This window comes from Mangrovihabitans endophyticus (assembly GCF_014646155.1).
GTDB classification, from domain to species: Bacteria; Actinomycetota; Actinomycetes; order Mycobacteriales; family Micromonosporaceae; genus Actinoplanes; species Actinoplanes endophyticus.
In genome coordinates this window covers 1001589-1019597 of the sequence record NZ_BMMX01000001.1, presented here as the reverse complement: position 1 = coordinate 1019597, position 18009 = coordinate 1001589, and the positions used below count along the sequence as shown (strand labels likewise).

Annotated in this window: 14 protein-coding genes; 5 read left to right on the top strand and 9 right to left on the bottom strand. The window is 71.8% G+C overall.

The features are described 5' to 3' along the window. Positions 1-181: 181 nt before the first annotated feature. Both IEY73_RS04035 and IEY73_RS04030 read left to right on the top strand, forming a co-directional pair. Positions 182-859, top strand: a complete 678-nt coding sequence (locus tag IEY73_RS04035; RefSeq protein WP_189077593.1) for a class I SAM-dependent methyltransferase — start codon at positions 182-184, stop codon at positions 857-859. A gap of 212 nt (positions 860-1071) precedes the next feature. Next, positions 1072-2793 carry a carbohydrate-binding protein gene (locus tag IEY73_RS04030; protein ID WP_189077592.1) on the top strand — a complete coding sequence of 574 codons (1722 nt, stop codon included), beginning with the start codon at positions 1072-1074 and terminating at the stop codon, positions 2791-2793. Between the two features lie 49 nt (positions 2794-2842). Here the strand turns inward: IEY73_RS04030 and IEY73_RS04025 are convergent, their stop codons facing one another. From IEY73_RS04025 to IEY73_RS04010, 4 genes are all read right to left on the bottom strand, one after another. Next, the gene (locus IEY73_RS04025) at positions 2843-3532 is read right to left on the bottom strand and encodes a M48 family metalloprotease (RefSeq protein ID WP_189077591.1); all 690 of its coding nucleotides are present in this window, start codon (positions 3530-3532) and stop codon (positions 2843-2845) included. A 337-nt stretch (positions 3533-3869) separates the two neighbouring features. Continuing rightward, complete coding sequence (locus IEY73_RS04020) at positions 3870-5213, bottom strand: ferredoxin reductase family protein (RefSeq protein WP_189077590.1); 1344 nt, start codon at positions 5211-5213, stop codon at positions 3870-3872. 95 nt (positions 5214-5308) lie between these two features. Further along, positions 5309-6586, bottom strand: coding sequence for a LysM peptidoglycan-binding domain-containing protein (locus IEY73_RS04015; RefSeq protein WP_189077589.1), 1278 nt, complete (start codon positions 6584-6586; stop codon positions 5309-5311). Further along, on the bottom strand, positions 6583-7632 hold the full coding sequence (locus IEY73_RS04010) for a hypothetical protein (protein WP_189077588.1): 1050 nt from the start codon (positions 7630-7632) through the stop codon (positions 6583-6585). The genes IEY73_RS04015 and IEY73_RS04010 overlap by 4 nt, the downstream gene beginning before the upstream one ends. A 79-nt stretch (positions 7633-7711) precedes the next feature. Between IEY73_RS04010 and IEY73_RS04005 the strand changes: the two genes are divergently transcribed. Both IEY73_RS04005 and IEY73_RS04000 read left to right on the top strand, forming a co-directional pair. Further along, positions 7712-8050: a hypothetical protein gene (locus IEY73_RS04005; RefSeq protein ID WP_189077587.1), complete on the top strand. Its 339-nt coding sequence runs from the start codon at positions 7712-7714 to the stop codon at positions 8048-8050. 8 nt (positions 8051-8058) lie between these two features. Beyond that, the gene (locus IEY73_RS04000) at positions 8059-8646 is read left to right on the top strand and encodes a hypothetical protein (protein ID WP_194505928.1); all 588 of its coding nucleotides are present in this window, start codon (positions 8059-8061) and stop codon (positions 8644-8646) included. Between the two features lie 88 nt (positions 8647-8734). Here IEY73_RS04000 and IEY73_RS03995 read toward each other — a convergent pair whose 3' ends face one another. The 5 genes from IEY73_RS03995 to IEY73_RS33320 form a co-directional block, all read right to left on the bottom strand. Then, positions 8735-13087: an FtsK/SpoIIIE domain-containing protein gene (locus tag IEY73_RS03995; protein ID WP_229715467.1), complete on the bottom strand. Its 4353-nt coding sequence runs from the start codon at positions 13085-13087 to the stop codon at positions 8735-8737. A gap of 84 nt (positions 13088-13171) precedes the next feature. After that, positions 13172-13465: a WXG100 family type VII secretion target gene (locus tag IEY73_RS03990; protein WP_189077585.1), complete on the bottom strand. Its 294-nt coding sequence runs from the start codon at positions 13463-13465 to the stop codon at positions 13172-13174. A 55-nt stretch (positions 13466-13520) separates the two neighbouring features. Further along, complete coding sequence (locus IEY73_RS03985) at positions 13521-15470, bottom strand: hypothetical protein (protein ID WP_189077584.1); 1950 nt, start codon at positions 15468-15470, stop codon at positions 13521-13523. Between the two features lie 37 nt (positions 15471-15507). Next, on the bottom strand, positions 15508-16182 hold the full coding sequence (locus IEY73_RS03980; RefSeq protein WP_229715465.1) for a sigma-70 family RNA polymerase sigma factor: 675 nt from the start codon (positions 16180-16182) through the stop codon (positions 15508-15510). 287 nt (positions 16183-16469) lie between these two features. Then, positions 16470-16736 (bottom strand): hypothetical protein, encoded by a 267-nt coding sequence (locus IEY73_RS33320; protein WP_229715536.1) that lies wholly within the window; start codon positions 16734-16736, stop codon positions 16470-16472. Here IEY73_RS33320 and IEY73_RS03975 point away from each other — a divergent pair. Beyond that, positions 16719-17849, top strand: coding sequence for an alpha/beta hydrolase (locus IEY73_RS03975; protein ID WP_229715532.1), 1131 nt, complete (start codon positions 16719-16721; stop codon positions 17847-17849). The two genes, IEY73_RS33320 and IEY73_RS03975, sit on opposite strands and share 18 nt — an antisense overlap. The last annotated feature ends 160 nt before the right edge of the window (positions 17850-18009 follow it).

The following is an 18009-nucleotide window of genomic DNA, read 5'->3' as shown; positions in this document are numbered from 1 at the left end:
ACCTGCCTGCGCCGAGGGCCCAGCGGCGATCGCCCTGATTCCTCATGACCGGCGCCCCGGCCATCACACCGGGTCGCGCCGTCAGGGCGGCATGCTTCCGCGGCGCCGCACGGACTGCCCCCGCCAACCCGCGCCGCACCCCTGCGTGGGTTGGCCCGCAACCCGATCGGAGATCGAAATCATGACTGCACGCACCGAGCAGACATCGCCGACCATCAGCCCGCCGAGCTGGCGATCGCCCCGGTTTCTCACCGAGGCGCTGAGGTCACCGCACCAGATCGGCGCCATCGCCCGCAGTGGACGCCGCCTGGCCGCTCACGCGGCCGGGCTGATCGCTGCCCGCAGCGGACCGCAGACCGTCGTCGAGCTCGGCCCCGGCGACGGCGCGCTCACCGTGGAGTTGCAGCGCCGGCTCCCTGCCGACAGCAATCTGATCGCCGTCGAGGTCAACACCGCGATGGCCGAGCACCTCAGCCACACGTTGCCGTGGCTCAAGCTGATCCACGGCGACGCCGCCGACCTGCCGAAGCACCTCGCCGAGGCCGGGCTGGGCCGGGCCGACCTGATCGTCAGCGCCCTGCCGTGGTCGGTCTTCAACGTCGAACTCCAGCAACGTCTGATGGGCGCCATCGTGGACGGCCTGGAGCCCGGCGGAACCTTCGCCACGGTGCAGACGGTTCCGGTGAAGCCGCTGCCGCGGGCCCGACACTTCCGCCGGCTTCTCAACAAGAAGTTCGACGCGGTGCTGCACACCAGCACGGTGTGGCGCAACATGCCGCCGGCTCACCTGTACGTGTGCCGGAACCCCTCGGGATCCGCAGCGCCGGCCGCCGGCGTTGCCGGAGAGTCGCTGAACTGACCGACGAACTCCCGTGATGTCCTCCCGGGAGTCGCACTCCCGGGAGGCGGCGGGACCGTGGCGCCAGCGGCACCGCGGGATTGCAGGCGTGTGAACGAAACATTGCGAAAGTTGTATGGCGTCCGTGCCGGGGTTCGTACCGTACCGGCATGTCGCGTACCTCACGCGTCGTCCGCACCCCTTGACAGTCCCGCAGAAAGGCGCCGTCCCCCATGTTCCGCAAAGTCCTCACGGGCTTGGGTGTGCTCGCCGCATCCGCGGTCGCCGTACCGCTGATCGTCGCCGCCCTGCCCGCCGATGCCGCCACCGTCGCGCCCGGCCGGATCACCTTCCTCGCCGGGCAGACCACGCCCGATCTGAGCGCCTTCAAGCAGCAGGTGCTCGACCGTGACGCGTCCTTCCCCCGCCCCGGCGGCGTCACGCTCTACACCAACATCTCGCCGAACGCCTGCAACGGGCTGACCGCCACGTGCAACCTCAACGGCAACGTCGTCAACTTCAACCAGACGCTCGCCGAATATCCCGGTGCGGCGCTGGCCGTGGGGCTCTACCTGTCCGACAGTCCGGGATGCAACAACCAGCCGCTGCGGGCGATCATCGGCCGTCAGGACGCCGACATCGCCGGCGCCCTCGGGCAGCAGTACCGGCAGAACCTGGACAATCTGATCACCTACCTGAAGAACACCGGCCGCCAGGTCTATCTGCGCGTCGGCTACGAGTTCGACGGCCCGTGGAACTGCTACAACACGGACTTCTACCGGGACGCGTTCCGGGTGGTGAAGCAGCGCATCAACACCCTCGGTGCCGGCAACGTGAAGACCGTGTGGCAGAGCGCCAGCTACGTCAAGGACGGCGCCGCCGAATACAAGTTCGACTTCAGCAACCCGAACCACCTGGCCGACTGGTACCCCGGCGACGACGTCGTGGACTACGTGGGGATGAGCACGTTCTACTGGGATGCGACGTACCGGCAGTACCAGTGGGCCTGTGACACCCCGACCAGCACGCCGTCGGTGCTCTACGACCGGGTGCTCACCTTCGCGCGTACGCACGGCAAGCCGGCGATGATCGCCGAGTCGGCCCCGCAGGCGTACCGGACGGCGAACCTCGACGCCTCCTGCGTCAACGTCAACAACCGCGTCTCGCTCGGCGGCGACTGGACGAAGATCGGCAGTTGGTACGACCAGTTCTTCGCCTACGTCAACCGCAACGCCGACGTGCTGCGGGTGGTCTCCTACATCAACAGCAACTGGGAAGCCATCAGCCAGTTCAACTGCCCGCCCGGCGCCTCGTCCGGCGCGCCGAACTGCACCGACGGGTACTGGGGTGACAGCCAGATCCAGGACAACCCCAACATCCTGGCCGGCTTCAAGCGGGAGCTGCAGAACTCGGTCTTCGTGAACGGCACCCTGTCCGGGCGGGGAGCGAACTGGGGCGGCGGCGTCCCGACCAGCCCGCCGACCAACCCCACCACCCCGCCGACGACACCGCCCACCACGAGCCCGACGACCGCGCCGCCGACCACCGCGCCGCCCGGAGCCGGCCGGAACGCCTTCGCCACCATCGAGGCCGAGTCCCGGGACAGCCAGAGCGGCACCCGGATCGCCGGCAACCGGCTCACCTCGCTCACCAGCGGGGACTGGGCGCGGTACGACCGTGTCGACTTCGGCGGGCGCACCCCGAACCAGGTGGTGTTCCGCTACTCCTCCGCCCGGCCCACCAACCAGGCGTTCACCCTGGAGTTCCACGCCGGTTCGGCGACCGGACCGGTCATCGCCGCGCCCGGCCTGCTCGGCACCGGATCGGTGAACACCTTCACGGAGATCCCCTTCAACGTCAGCAATCTGCCGCCCGGCACCACGTCCATCACGGTCGTGCCGCGCGCCAACGACTCCGCCGACGTGCTGGATCTGGACTGGTTCCGCTTCCTCTGATACCGCATCCGACGGGCCCGGTACGCCGATGCGTGCCGGGCCCGTCGGGTCACGCCTGGCCGACGGCGGCCCGCTCGCCGACCTGTTTCAGCACCGCCTCGACGGTGTCCCGGCCCCGAGCACCTCGGCGCCGGCCGCGGTCGCCCGCGTCTCGACCACCCGCGCGGAGTCCACCCGCACGCCGAGCGCGTCGAGCCGGGCGCGGGCGTCGTCCAGGGTCTCCGGCCACCGCACGGAACACCCGGTCGGCGCGGTTCTGCAGCATCGTGGTCATCGCCGCAGCGGTGAAGTCCGGCCAGGACAACACCTCCCGCGATCCGACGTCGACCACCTCCCGCTGCAACGCGAGGCTCGCCTCGGCCAGGCCCGGCAGCAGGTCTCCGGCGGGCCGGTCGTCGGCGGGATGCTCGCCCGGCGACGCGGCACGCATCGCCGCGATCCGTTCGGCCGTGGACGGGTGGGTGTCCCACCGTGAGGTGGCGCGGTCCGGCTGCCCCTCGCGCATCTCGTCGAGCTCCGCGCTGCGGGCGGCGTAGAGCCGGGCGAACCCGCCGAAGACGTCATCCGGCGCGTAGCCCAGCTCCCAGCCGTACGACACGTACCGTCCGAAGTAGAAGTTCCAGGCCGCCGCCACCACCGGGATCTCCCGCATCGCGGAGGTCGCCGCCGGCACGCCGGCCGCGCGCACCGACGCCCGGTCGGCCTCGAACTCCTGGCGCCGCGTGACGGCGTTGCTCACCAACAGATAGAGCCGCCCGTACCCCTTGAAGACCCAGCCCGCGACGTTCCATTTGCCGACCCGGCTGACCGGCCGCGACGGCGCCGAAGGCGGCGATCACCAGCCAGCTCAACTTGGCCGCGCCGACACCGTGCAGGTGCGTCCAGATCTCGAACAGCAGCACACCGACGACGGCGAGCTGGATCAGACCGAGAACGTAGAAGCCGATCAGCATGATGACCGACAGAGCAGCGCGCAGCGCCGTTGTCACGATGGTTCCTCCCCCGACGGCCGCCGGCAGGCCCGGCGGCCGTCGGAAGATACCGGCCGCATGATCGGCCGGGCAACCCGCGAACCCTCAGACCGCCAGCCGGAACGCCTCGATGTGCCGCTGCCGGGCGGGCACGCCCAGCGCGCGCAGGCTCCGCAGTACGGCATCGGCCATCGGCGACGGGCCGCACATGTAGACGTCGCGATCCGCGATGTCCGGCACCAGACCGCGCAGGTTCTCCGTGCTGAACGGCTGGTTCTCCTTGCTAGTGCGGCCGGTCAGCAGATGCAGCCGGGCCCCGCGTAGCTGGGCCAGGCCGCGCAACTCGTCGAGCAGCACCGCGTCGGCCGCGGTACGCGCCCGGTACAGCACCACGATGTCGCCGGTCAGCTTCTCGTCCTCAAGCAGCGCGCGGATCGGGGTGATGCCGATGCCGCCGGCGATCAGCACGGTGCCCTCGCGGGTGCGGCCGTGCGCGGTGAGCGCGCCGTACGGGCCCTCGGCGAAGACCCGCGTGCCGACCGGCAGGCCGCGCAGTCCGGCGCTGGTGGTGCCGATCGCCTTGGCCGTCAGCCGCAGCGAACGGCCGTCCGGTGCCGCCGACAGCGACCACGGATTGACCTGCCACCACCGGTTGTGCCCCGGGAAGCGCCACCAGAAGAACTGACCCGCGCGGGCCCGCAGCTTGTCCAGATGACGGCCGGTGACGTGCACCGACACGACATTGTCGGACTCGGGCACCACGGCGGCGACCCGCAGCCGGTGCCGCGCGTTGCGCACCAACGGCACGAACAGGCGGCCGGTGAGCAACGCGCCGATCGCGAACGCCCACAAGGCCCACCAGTACGCCTGCGTGTAGGCGTTGCTCTTGAAGGCGCTGCCCTCATAGACCTGGTGGATCACGGCGAGCACGACCATCGCGTACACCACCAGATGGATGGCGTGCCATGCCTCGTACGACAGGCGCCGGCGAGCCACGCGCACCGACGTCGCCGCCATGACGGCGACCAGTCCGGCGGCGATCATGCCGAGCAGCACCGGCATCTGCCCGGCCAGGTTGGGGATCTCCGCGACGAACGAGAGGTCGTCGAGCTGCGCATAACCGAGCATCACGAACGTCGGATGCAGCACCACCAGCCAGAAGATGGTGAATCCGGTCCAGCGGTGCCAGGAGGTGAGCTTGTCCATGCCGATCCGGCGCTCCAGGAACGGCAGGCGCGCGATCAGCAGCAGTTGTAGCGCCATCACGAAACCCAGGTGCAGGCCGAAGAACCGGCCGACGGAGCTCAACGTGTTGTGTGCCGGGGTGTTGGGATGGGCGAACATCAGCTCGACGATCACCAGATTGACCAGCAGGAAGGCCCAGAGCGTCAGGTACGCCACGCTGGCCCGGCCGGTGCGGCGCACGCGCGCCGGAGTTGCGGTGGACATCGGGAACCCTTTCGGGAGGAGCCGGCTCGGGTGTGGCCGGTGCGAATTCTCTGTAGCGGGTGCGCGGCGCGCCGCGCAACCTCGGCGGTGTTCGCCTAGCGGGCCGGCGCGGTCACGGTCACGTCGATCGACGGCACGCGCACCGAGCCGTCCACGTCGGTGACCCACCGCCAGTGGGCACCCGGCACGTCGCCGAGCACCACGGCGACCTGCCCGCTGTCCGGGCCGCACGCGGCGAGCAGGTGCTCGGCCTCCTCAGTGGACGGAGCGTCGGCGATCACGATCAGCGCGGTCAGCGAGCGGCGGCGGGCCGCCAAGCGCACCATGCCGTCGTCCGCACCGGCGCCCGGCCCGGCGGTCCGCAGGTCGCCGATCGACCGTACGCGCGTCGCGCCGGAGGGCACCCCGGTCGGTTCCCCGCCCAGTCCCGGCACCGACAGCACCGGCAGATCCGGCCGGAACCGGGCCAGATCGGCGAGCAGGGCGGACATCACATCGCCGGCGACCCCGGGCGACCCGGTGATCGCGAGGACACCGTCCAGCCACGTGAGATCCACGAACAGCGATCCCTCACCGTCGCCACCGACCCGGACCAGGCACGGCACGACCGAGCCGCCGGACAGGTCGGAGCCGGACGCGCCGGCCGGACGCGTCCACACCCCGTCCGATTCGGCGCGCCAGGGCGCGCGGGCGTCGTGATCGGCGGTCACCCAGGCGGTGACGTCACGCTCACTGGTGCGCAGCGCGTACGCCTCCACCCGGTCGGCGTCCAGGTCGGTCGCGGCGCGCCAGGCGAGTTCGGGACCCGCCTGGTCGGCGGCGAAATCGGCGTTCAGCCGGGCGCGCAACCGCCCCTGCTGCTGGATCTGCCGGCGCAGCCGCTTGTTCTCCGCGGACGTGCGGTACCGGTCGAGCGCCCATCGCACGATCCGGCGGCGGAACACCACCAGGACCGTGACCAGCGCCAGGATCACCGCGCCGACCAGCGCGAGCACGAGCTTCCAGGTGAAGTACGGCTTGTCGGCGGCCGGCGCCGAGCCCGAGGTGACCCGGCCGAGGCGGACGTCCGGTCCGGCGGCGTCGTCGGGCAGCTTCAGGATCCAGCCGGGATGCACCTCGCCGGAATCGGTGAGCGCGCCGCCGTCGCTCTGCGGACGGTCACGGTTCAGGTCGAGGATCTCGCCGGCCCGGCCCGGATCACCCAGGGTCCGCTGGGCGATCTGGTCCAGCGTGTCGGGGCGCCCGCCGTTCTGTTCGGGGGTACGCACCACCGCGACCTTGACGACGTCGTCCGGCGCCGCGGCGGCGGCCGTGGGGACGGACAGGGCGGCCAGCAGTGTCGTGGCCAGCAGCAGCAACAGGCGGCGGATCATCGGGCCGGGGTCCATCCTTGTTCGGCGGCACTGGCGATGACCGTGCCGGTGCTCTTGTCGGCGACGTTGCGATACAGCGGTGAACCGTCCAGGGTGACCTGCTTGGTGCCGTCGTCGCGGCTCATCCACCACACCCGGTCCCGGTCGATGCCCTTGAGTTTCACCTTGCCGCCGGTCTTGGCGACCACCGGCTGCCAGAGCGTGGCGCACACGTCGTCGCACTTGCTGGCCGGCGGGTCCGTGCTGTCGTTGTCGTTGCGATAGACCGTCGCACCGTCGTCGTCCACGATGATCGCGCCGTCGTCGGTCTTCTTCGCGGTGAGCGTCTCGGTGCGGTCCGGTGAGGCCGGCTCGGCGACCACGGCGGCGATGAGGTCCTTGTTCGCCTCGCCGCTGGGCTTGAACGCGAACCAGGCGTTGTCCACGCCCTGTCCGTTGAACTCGCCGGGCACGGTGTCGCCGCTGAACTGGTACGCGGGCCAGCCCGCCACGGTGACCTGCACGCCGCCGTCGGGCCGTCGGATGGCACCGACCTTGGCCGACTTGATGCCGTCGACGAAGACCCGCCCGCCGGGCTGGATCAGCACCGGCGGCCAGCGCAGCGCGCAGTCGCCGGTGCACTTGCTGGCCGACGGGTCGGCGGAGTCCCCGGTGAAGCGGTACAGCGTGAAGCCGCGCACTTCGGTGATCGTGTCGCCGATGGCCGCCTCGTTGGTGGAGAGCTGGACCCATTTCGCCGGCGGTTCGAGCGCCACCGCGGCCGGCGCGGCAGCCGCCGACGGGGCAGCACCGGGCTGCGCAGCACCGGACGCGGTGGCCTCGGACGCTGCGGCCTCGGACGCGGCGGCAGCCGGTTCACCGCGACCGTCACCGGTCAGGCCGGCGCTCGCCGCCGGCGCATCCACGAGTTGAATCTCGCCGTCTGCGGGGGCAGCGGCGGCGGACGCGGGCGCCTCGGCGGGCTCCTTGCCGGCGCAGGCGGCGCTCGTGAGCAACGCTGCGACGGTGAGCGGGGCGACCAGGGCACGGGCCGAGGTCCGGACCACGATGACACCTCCGGGTGCGGTCGGGATCGAACAGGTACCGTCTGCACGATCGACATCCCGATCCGGTTCGAGTGCTGTGATGCAGGTCACATCCGTCGAACCGTTCGCCGGGTTCGCCCGTGCTGCGCTCATGGCGAGATCTGACATCGTGGTCCCGGGCGAGGACCTGCAACAGGCGGCCGACTCGATGCGCCGGGTGCTGCAGCACATCAACGTGAAGCGCAGCTCCGCGGACTTCAACCGGGTGGTCGGCAGCCCGGTCCGGGGCGCGGCGGAATCCTTCGAGGACCGCTGGGACTCCGGTCGCAAGCAGTTGCGCGAGGAGTGCGACGACATCCTGAAGGCGATCGACATGGTGCTGGAGACCTTCACCTCCGTCGACGATCAGGCCGGCGACAGCATCGGCGGCGGACGGTGAGCGCGCCGGTGCACACCCCCGGATCGTTCACCCTCCAGGTGCCCGAGGGCTGGACCGACTACGACCTGGACCACCAGGACTTCTCCCGGCAGCAGGCGGAACTGCGCGCCGCCGTGACGACCCCCGAGGAACGCCGGGCGGTCGACGACGCCATCCGTCAGGCGCGCCGCCTGCTGCGGTCCGCCCGGCAGCAGGGCGCCACGTCCGCGGCCGGCATGATCGCCCGCGACGACGACGGTCTGCTGATGGCGTTCGTGGCGGTGTTCAGCGTGTCCGTGCCCGACGGCGCGGACCTGTCCGTATCGGATATCGCCCAGCAGGTGTCCCGTCCCGCGGGCGTGCACGGATACGGCGACCGCACGGTCGGCGCGGTCACGCTGCCCGGCATCGGGTCCGTCGCCCGGATCACCGGCACCGAGGTCGTCGAACTGACCGAAGGCACCTCCGCGGTGGTGGCCGCCATGCACACCATCATCCCGATTCCGGCGCAACCGGGGTCGTTCCTGGTGGTCACCGGAATGAGCCCGAACCTGCCGCTCACCGACGTGCTGCTCGACCTGTTCGACGCGATCACCGGCACGTTCCGCTTCGCCTGAGCAGCCGTCGGCGGGTCCCGCGTTCTCCGCCGGATCGGGGGACGGCGAGGCCCGGTGGTGCCACTCGGCGCCACCGGGCCTCGTCGTATCAGTCCGCTCGCGGCACCTGCACGGCGGTCAGCATGCCGTCACCCAGGTGCAGGTACGCCCGGCCGGGCTGGGCCGCCTGCCCGACGATGCCGCGGGGGATCCGCATGCCGATCAGTTCGCCGTCGGTGATGCTCTGCGGCGCGATCAGCAACCCGGACCGGTTGCGCTTCAACTGGGTCAGCCAGCCGGCCAAGCCGAGGCTCATCGCCTCCGCGTTGCCCGCCACCGCCAAGCCCCAGCCGTTGCCGGCCGCGCCCCGGGCGAGGGTGTTCAGATCGCCGTCGATGTCCGACTGGGCGAGCAGTTCGGCGTCGTCGATCACCACCGCCCCAGTCTCCTCCGGAATGCTCTGCAGCATCTTCCGGAAGTCGATCGCGGCGACGCCGGCATCCTCCACCACCGCGCTCACACCCGGCTGCCCGGCCAGGTCCCGCAGCGGCGACCGCCGCGGCGCCACCACGAGCAGCCCGGTGCCGCGTTCCAGCAGTGACCGGGCCACGGTCAGCAGCGCGGTGCTGCGGCCGGACCGCGGCGGCCCGCCGATGGCGAACGTCGGGATGTCGGCGAAGTCCGGTCCGAGGGGAACCACCTCGTCGCCGCCCACCCCGACGAACGCGGTGAGCGGACGACCGTCGGCCGGCACCATCCGGCGGGCCTCGGTGTAGCTGATCAGGTCGGGCAGCGCGGCGAAACGACGCGGCCGGGCATGGTCGGGCACGCCCGCGTCGCGAGCGGTGATCTGCCGGGCCCCTTCGGTGAGCGCGGCCGCCTGTCCCTGACCTGAGATGTCCGGTCCGAGCACCGCGATCTGCGCCTCCGCGTGGTCGGCGAGCCGGATCGCCCGGCCCGGCGCCTGATCCGGCGGCACGTCCTTGATGTTCAGCCCGAGCAGCGAGTAGTCGCTGCGATCGTTGAGGCGCAGCACCAGCTTCTCCTCGGTGGCACCGGCGAACCGGCCCGAGCCGAGCACCTTGTCCCCGGCCAGCACCACGTGCAGGCCCACGCCCGCGCCGTCGCGCAGCAACCGGACCAGACGTTCCAGGTAGCTGCCGTTGTCATAGGTGGCGAAGTCCCGCTCGAACACCTCGAAGCGGTCCACCAGCAGCATGAGGTGCGGCAGCCGCCCGTGCGCCGGGGCACCCCGGCGCTGCTCGGCGAGGTCCGCGACGCCCTGCTCGCCGAACATCGACTGCCGCCGGGTCAGCTCGGCGTTGAACCAGGTCAGCATCCGGTCCAGGCGTTCGGTCTGCAGCCGGTCCACCACCGCGCCGCAGTGCGGCAGACCGGCCAGCGGCAGCAGTGCGCCGTTGCCGCAGTCGATGGCGTACAGGTGCAGGTCGGCGCTGGAATGCCGGGCGGCCAGCGCGGCCACCAGGGTGCGCAGCGCCTGCGATCGGCCGCTGCGGCCGGAACCGACGAAGAAGGCGTGCCCGGTATGGTCGACGTCGAACAGCAGCGGTTCGCGGCTCTGCGTGGCCGGCAGGTCGACGACGCCGTACGCGACCGGGCCGAGATCACCCGGAACCGTCCCGCCCGGGGGCTGCCGCAGCTCCCCGAACTGCGTCACCTCCGCCAGCGGCGCCAGCCACGGGCTCGGCTGCCGGGGCACCCCGAGCCGGTCGGTCGCCGCGACGATCGCGGTGACCAGTTCCCGCAGATCGGTGTCGGCGGGCCCGTCCGTCGCGCTGCGGGACGGACGGCGCGCCGGGATCGGTTCGCCGAGCCGCCTCCAGTCCACCTCGGTGACCTCGATGCGGATCTCGTCGGCTCGCTCCCCCACCACCGGTCGCTTGCCCCCGATGCGACCGGCCTGGAAGGGCAGCAGCGCCGCGTAGCCGAGGCGGGCGTACGCCCGGCCGGGTGTGCGCGGGGACAGCTCACCGGCGTCCGGGGCGTCGATGATGTCCCGGCTCTCCGCCTGGTCGGTGGTGCGCAGCGCGATGCGCAGGTTGGTGTTCGCCCGGATGTCGGCGGTCACCGCGCCCGACGGCCGCTGCGTCGCCAGCACCAGGTGGATGCCGAGCGAACGACCTCGCTGCGCGATGTTGACCAGGCCGGTGACGAAGTCCGGCAGCTCCCGGACCATGGAGGCGAACTCGTCGATCACCAGGACCAGCCGCGGCATCGGGGGCATGCTCGCGTCCCGCGCACGGCGTTCCTGGTATCGGACGATGTCGGACGCCCCGGCCTGCGCCAGCACGTGCTCACGGCGACGCAGTTCCGCGCCGAGCGAGGTCAGCGCCCGCTCCACCAGGTGGGTGTCCAGGTCGGTCACCATGCCGACGGTGTGCGGAAGGTCGGCGCACTCCGCGAACGCGCTGCCGCCCTTGTAGTCGACAAGCACGAACGTCATCTCGTCCGGCCGGTTCGCCACCGCGAGGGTGGCCACCAGGGTCTGCAGCAGCTCCGACTTGCCCGCTCCGGTGGTGCCCGCGATCAGCGCGTGCGGCCCGTCGCGAACGAGGTCGATCGCGAACTGGCCGTCCAGCCCGGCGCCGAGCACCGCCTCGGTGCTGCGCGGCCGGATCGCCCATCCGGCCTCGATCCGATCGGGCGTCGGCGGCTCCAGATCGAGCACGTCGAGCAACCGGGCCGACTGCGGCAGCACCGTTTCGTCGCCGTCGCCGGCCGCGCCCAGCGGAGCCAGCCCGCGGGCGACACGCTCGTACCAGCCGGGGTCCGGCTCGTCCGCGCGGATGCCCGCGATCCGTGACGTCGTCGCGGTCAGCACCGACACGCCGCTTCCGTCGGACACCACCACCGCGCGGCACTCCTCGGGCAGCAGTCGTTCCTCATGCTCCAGGCAGAGCACGTGGACACCGACCGCGGGCCCGTCGCGCAACAGGGTCACCGCGCCGGGAAGCGAGCGCAGCCGCCGGGCGCCGTCGAACACCACCAGGATGTCCGGCTCCCCGGCGGGCGCGCCGCGCCGCCCCTCGTCCTGTCCATCGCCGCCGGAGCGGGCCGCGATCACCCGGTTCAGCTCGGCGATGCGCCGCGACACCGACTCCGCGCTGGTGCCGATCAGGGCGTACGCGTCGGTGGTGTCCGCCCGCACGTGCGGCAGCCAGCGCAACCACGACCACCGGCTCTCACTGCCGGACTGGGTGAGCACGCACAGGCGCAGATCGTCGGGGCTGTGCAGGACCGCCGCCTGAGCCACCAGCCAGGGCGCGAGCAGGTCGAGCCGCTCCCCGGCGACGCCCACCACGCCGCTGTCGCGCACGTTCACGGCCACCGGAACCTGACCCAGCTCCGGCACGATGATCCGGCGATGCTCATCGCGCGACGGGTCCTCCACCCGCACCGCCGACGGCACCGAACTGGTGCCGACGCGCAGGGCCAGGAAATCGTCGTCGCGACGGCGGCGCTCCCACAGACGTTCCCCGGGGAGCGCGGCGATCCGCCCGGTCAGGGCCGGGTCCGGGTACGCGTACCGCCGGGCGCGCTGCTCGTCGAGGACGGCCTCGTCGATGTCCGCGCGGACACGGGCGAGCTTCTCCTCGTACGCCTGCTTCTGCTCACCGAAGCTCTGCTGGCGCCGACGTTTGCTGCCGAACTGGGTGAACAGTGCGGCCGCGGGCGAGGCCAGCGCCAGGAAGACGAACTTCCAGCTTCCGGTGGCCAGGATGCCGACCAGCGCACCGATCGCCGGGGTGAGCAGCAGGGTGGCCAGCGGAATGCTGCTCTTCTCCGGCTTGGTCGGCTCGGTCGGCAGCCGGAACTGGCCGCCGGGGATCTGCGGAAAGAACCGCGGAGGCCGGTTGAACTCCCAGGTGAAGCCGTCCGGTGCACGGGTCAGCGGCGCCCGCGTGGGCACGCCGGTGGCCAGCTCCAGCAGGGTGCCGCCGATCGCCAACTGACGGCCGGCCGGCCAGTCGGCGACCCCGTCCAGCGGGGTGCCGTCGATCTCCACTGTGGACACCGAAGTCACTTCGACCGTCCGGTCCGCGGTGACCAGCAATCGCACCGCCACCGGGGGGACGTCGCCGTTCAGCCGCACCCGGCAGGTGGGAGCGCTGCCCACCTCGTACTCTCCCGGCGGCAGCAGGACGATGCGCCCCGCCCCGGTGCCGCCGACCACCCGCACCTCCACCGCGCCGGCGCGGCCCGCCGGCTGGCGGCCCGGACGGTTCAGACCGAGCTCGGCACCGGCGCCGATGCGCGCCTCCGCCAGCGACAACTGCGGGTCCAACGGCGTCACGCCGTGAAAAAGCGTGCCCGGATTCCGGCCCACGGCGGCGGCCAGTTCCGCGGTGAAAGCGCCCACCGAAGCACCCGGTTCCGCTTCCACGACCAGCAGGTCCTCCGCCGGTGAGGCGTCGGACATCAGGCTGACGTTGAGACGCACCTCTATCCTCTCCGTTCCGTCCCTAGGGGACACGCCCGGCGACGTCCGCGCCGGGCGTGTCCGGTGTGCTGCCGCAACGGCCGGTCAGCCGAGACGGGAGCCGAGGTCCTGGTCGGTGGAGGAGAACGCCTCACCGACCGAGCGCACGTAGTTGCCAATGCCCTGAAGGCCCTGGTTCACCTGGTCGAACCCGCGGGCGAACTCGTCGAAGAACGGCTGGAACTTCTGCTGCGCGGCCGGGGTGCGATATCCCTGCGCGAGCAGGTTCTGCACCTTGCCGCGGACCTCCACCAGCTTGTCCTGCAACTGGGAGAAGTCGTTGAGCAGGGCGGCCGAGGTCTGCGCCGTCTCGTCGCTGTTGACTGCGAAATCGGGCATGGTGCGAACTCCTTGATCTGTGTCGGGTGGCTCCGCCGGACGGGCCGGAGGAGGTCTATCTGCGGAACTTCTTGGTGAATCCGGAGTGGCCGCCGTCGGCGGTGTCTCCGGTGACGGCGTCGCCCGCGGAGAGCACGACACCGGCCTTCAAGGCCGCCTCGTGCAGGGCTTCCACCGGGTCGTCGCCGTCCTCGCCCTGAGCCTGCTCGATGGCGGCGGAGGTGGCATCGCCCGCACCGCCGGAGACGGCGTCGGCCGCCGCGTCGACGGCGCGCTCCCGGACCCCCTCCTCGAACGACTTCTCCGGCTCGGCGTCGCCGCCGGGCACGTCGCCGCCGGTCGTCGGCTCACCGGTGGTTTCCGGCGTGCCGTCGGCACGCTCGGTGGGCCGGCTCCGGGGCGCGGCACTGTCCGGTGTGGACGTGGTCGGTCCGGACGACGCCGCGGGAGGCGCCGCGTTCGCCGGCGGCGGCGCGCTCGCGGGTGCTTCCGGGCTCGCGGGTGCTTCCGGGCTCGCGGCCGTCGCCGAGCCGGCGGACGGGGATGCGGGACGGTCTGGCCCGGCCGGAGCCGTGCCTGGCTGTCCGAGGTCGTTCGCTGGGCCGGTGCCACCGCCCGGCGTTCCGCCGGGGGCCGATCCGCCGCCCGGCGCGTCGACACTGGGCGTACCGCCGCCGCCCGGCGCGTCAACACTGGGCGTACCGCCGCCGCCCGGCACGTCGACACTCGGCGTACCGCCGCTGGTGCCGGGCGTGTCCAAGCCTGGCTTGCCGGCGTCGAAGCCGGGCGCGTCGCCGCCGGCCGGCGCGTCGAAGCTCAAGCCGCCGACGTCCGTGCCGCCGCTAGGGCGGTCGAAGCTCGGCGCGTCGAAGTCCGGCGTGATGTTCGCGTCCGGCAGGCTCTTGCGGAAGCTGTCGAGGCCGCTGCCCACCACCGCACCCGCGGCCGCGCCGCCGAGGGCCGAGCCGACGTTGAAGCCGTCCGCGTTCTTGTTGCCGAGCTTGTTCAGCCCGACCGTGGCGGCCTCCTCGGCGACGCCCTTGCCGAATTCCGTCACGGTCTGCTTGACGAACCCGTTGCCCTTGTTGCCGACCCGGACGACGCCCCGGATCAGCGTGTTGTTGCTGCCGAGCTCGCCGAACGACTTCGCGGTCGTGCGGGCCACCCCGGTCAGCCCCGGCGCCAAGCGGTCCGCGCCGCGCACCAGCGGTCCGAGGAGTTTGCCGCCGGGCACCAGCGCCACCAGCCCGACGACCAGGGCGCCCAACTCGAAGTTCCCGTTCGCGGCCTGCACCGCCGCCGTGGTGATCACGGAGATCGCCCCGAGCACCGCGCCGACCACCGGGAACACCACCGCCGTCACCGCAATCGCGATGTCCACGATCAGCCGCACGATCGGGTTGTTGCGGAAGAAGTCGCCGATGCGCTGGAAGAAACTGCGCCGCGGCGGCGGCTTGATGGCCTTCGCGGCCGCCGCGTCGAGAGCGTTGTTGCACCGGCTGGACGCCGCCTGGCGCAGCCGCCGGGCGTCCTCGGCGAGCCGCCGGGCGGCGGACAGCTCCGCCTTCGCCTCGGTGACCTCCTGCTCCGCCGTACGCGCCGCGGCCACCTCCTCGTCGGAGGCGGTGGCCAGCAGGCGGATCGGGGGGCGGCGCGTGGTGAAGACCACCGCGAGCGCCTGGTCCATCGCCGTGTCGATGCGGGTCTGCTGCTCGCGCAGCGCCCGCGCGTACGTGCGATAAGCCTCCGCTGCCGCGTCGAACGAGTCGACCGTGCGCTGCAGTTTGCTCGGCAGGCTGTCGATCATGTCGCGCAGCTTGTCCATCGATTCGCCGCGGGCCCGCGACAGCGAGCCGCCGCGGCCCAGGACCCGGATGCCGGTCTGCGCGTCGTCGCGGATGTCCTCGTAGAAGCGGGCCAGCGCGTCGATCTGATCCGGGTCGCCGGGGGTCGGGTCCCGGTCCATGTCGAGGATGCCGAAGCCTGAGGTGTGCCGCCTGGTCACGGGTGCCCTTCCGAGCGGGTCGAGAGTGGGGACAAGGTCAGGCCGCGACCGTGGGCGCCAGTTCGGCGCGCAGGGCCCGGACCGCGTAGTGGGCGCGCGACTTCACCGTCCCCGGGGGGACTCCGATGGTCTTGGCCGCCTCGGTGACGGTGCTGCGCCGGTAGTAGAGCTCGAAGAGCACGTCACGATGCTCGGCGGTGAGCCGGCGCAGCGCGGGCATCAGCGCCGCGCTGGCGACCACCGCGTCGGCGTGGTCGCGCACCTGGCCCTGCAGGCCGTCCCAGGTCTCCTCGGCCACCGGGTACGCCCGGCGCCCGCGCATCAGGTCCACGGCGACGTTGTGCGCGACGGTGAACAGCCAGCTCCGCACCGAGCCCTCCCGGCCGACCAGCGCGTGCCGATGGCGCCAGGCCCGCAGCAGGGTCTCCTGGAGCACGTCGTCGGCGATGTTGCGATTGCCCGTCAGCCGGGCCGCGTACTTGCGGATCGGGCCGCCGTACGACGCGACCAGGTCGTCGTAGTTCCGCTCCGCGGCGGAGTCTTCCTTCGGCGTACCGGCAGACGCCCGGTTCCGGGCCCGGGTGCAGGTCCCGGTCGTCGCCGCCGATCCGTTCCGTCCACTGGGGACGGTCTTGCGGATGCCGTGCTGGACCTGCCGGATGCCGCACACCGAGCCGGTGACATCGGCTGCCGGTTCATGGCGCGTGCTCACCTGCGGCGACCTTTCCCTCGATACCCGGGTCCGCTCCTGCGGCCCAGCACCATGGTGGTGGACGCGGACCGGCCGAGACTTGTGGAAGATCTGAGGGAGTCCTGAGGGTTGGCAACGGCCTTCGCACCCATTCCGGCGTGGCATATCCGCCGCCGTTGCGCTGTCGGGTCCGCGACATTACCGGGTCCGCGATGAGACCGTCTCTCCGGCCGCCGCCGAGAAATGGCGGAAAGCGCGACGACAAAAGTACGCCGAGCCGATGCGGCAACCACCGCAATATCGGCCGGTCACCATCCGTGATCGACGTCGGCGCGCCTCAACGCTGGTTCAGGATGACCCGGCACCATCGCCAGATCACCGTGCGTTGCCAAGGTGCGGCCTTTCCCCTCCGTCTCCGGCACTTCCCTATAATGCCGGGCGTGGGAGACGTGGCATTCCGATTCGGTCGCTACGAACTCAATCTGGACAATCGGCAACTCCGATGCGACGGACGACCGGTCCACACCGAGCCCCGCGTTTTCGACCTGCTTTGCCATTTGCTCGAACACCGGCATCGAGTGGTGCCCAAACGGGAGCTTCTTGAGGTGATTTGGCCGGGACGATTCGTCGGCGAAGCCGCCCTCAGCTCCGCGCTGAGCCTCGCCCGGCGCGCGATCGGCGACACCGGCGGCCGGCAGCGGATCATCCGCACCGTGCACCGGCTCGGCTATCAGTTCGTCGCGCCGGTCGCCGCGGTCGCCGACCCGGGCGAGGTCACCGGCGCGCCCCCGGTAGCACCGCCACGGCCGGAAGCCGCGGCCCGGCGCGAGGCGGCGGGTCCGAGACCGGAGACCATCCGATATTGCCGGACTCCGGACGGCAAGCGCCTGGCCTACGCCGACACCGGCGCGCAACCCGGACGGCCGTTGGTCAAGACCGCCAACTGGCTGACACGCATCGACCTCGACCGGACCGAGCCGCTGTGGGCGCACTGGCACGAGGGGCTGGCCCGCAACCGGCGGCTGGTCCGGTATGACGAGCGGGGCTGCGGCCTGTCGCAATGGTGTGAACCCAGCTTCGCGGTGCAGGACTGGGTCGGCGACATCGACACCGTGGTGGACGCCGCGGGCGTGGACCGGTTCGCGCTGCTGGGCGTGTCACAGGGCGGCGCCACCGCGGTGGCGTACGCCGCGGGCCGGCCGGAACGAGTCGATCGGTTGGTGCTGGCCTCCGCGTACGTCAGCGGTCGGCAAGTCCGCGCGGACACCGACATCGACCGCCAGGCGGCGAAGGTCGACCTCGACCTCGCCCGGGTGGGCTGGCTGCTGCAGAACCCCGCCCTGCGCCGGATCTTCGCCGCCCAGTTCCTGGCCGGCGCCACCTCCCAGGAATGGGACATGTTCACCGTCTTCCAGCAGCAGACGACCTCGCCGGTCAACGGCGCCCGTTTCCTGGAGGAGTTCGGCCGCATCGACGTCGCCGGGCTCGCCCCGCGGGTGCGGTGCCCGACGCTGATCATCCATGCCCGCGACGATCCCCGGGTTCCGGTCGAGCACGCCGCCGAATTGGCGGCTCGCATCCCCGGCAGCCGGCTCGTCGTCCTCGACGGACGCAATCACCTCTTCACCGGCGCGGAGCCGGCCTGGGCGGAGTTCCTCCGGCTGCTCGACGAGTTCCTCACCGCCTGATTTGCGGTACGCGTGAGCGGTGCCGCGCGTGCCGGAACGCCTTCCTCAGAGAAGCCTCACAGTTTCCCCAAGTGTCGCCGCCGCATCTTGCCGAAGCTCAGATCAACCGACGCTCCACGGTCGGTGTCGAGCGGGGAGGTTCTGGGCACGGATGAGCCCC

What these genes read in the sequence shown, in the direction of transcription:
- IEY73_RS04030 (WP_189077592.1), top strand. Translation starts at nt 1,072, where the DNA reads ATGTTCCGCAAAGTCCTCACGGGCTTGGGTGTGCTCGCCGCATCCGCG.
- IEY73_RS04015 (WP_189077589.1), bottom strand. Translation starts at nt 6,586, where the DNA reads ATGATCCGCCGCCTGTTGCTGCTGCTGGCCACGACACTGCTGGCCGCC.
- IEY73_RS04035 (WP_189077593.1), top strand. Translation starts at nt 182, where the DNA reads ATGACTGCACGCACCGAGCAGACATCGCCGACCATCAGCCCGCCGAGC.
- IEY73_RS04020 (WP_189077590.1), bottom strand. Translation starts at nt 5,213, where the DNA reads ATGTCCACCGCAACTCCGGCGCGCGTGCGCCGCACCGGCCGGGCCAGC.
- IEY73_RS33320 (WP_229715536.1), bottom strand. Translation starts at nt 16,736, where the DNA reads ATGCCGGTGTTCGAGCAAATGGCAAAGCAGGTCGAAAACGCGGGGCTC.
- IEY73_RS03990 (WP_189077585.1), bottom strand. Translation starts at nt 13,465, where the DNA reads ATGCCCGATTTCGCAGTCAACAGCGACGAGACGGCGCAGACCTCGGCC.
- IEY73_RS04005 (WP_189077587.1), top strand. Translation starts at nt 7,712, where the DNA reads ATGCAGGTCACATCCGTCGAACCGTTCGCCGGGTTCGCCCGTGCTGCG.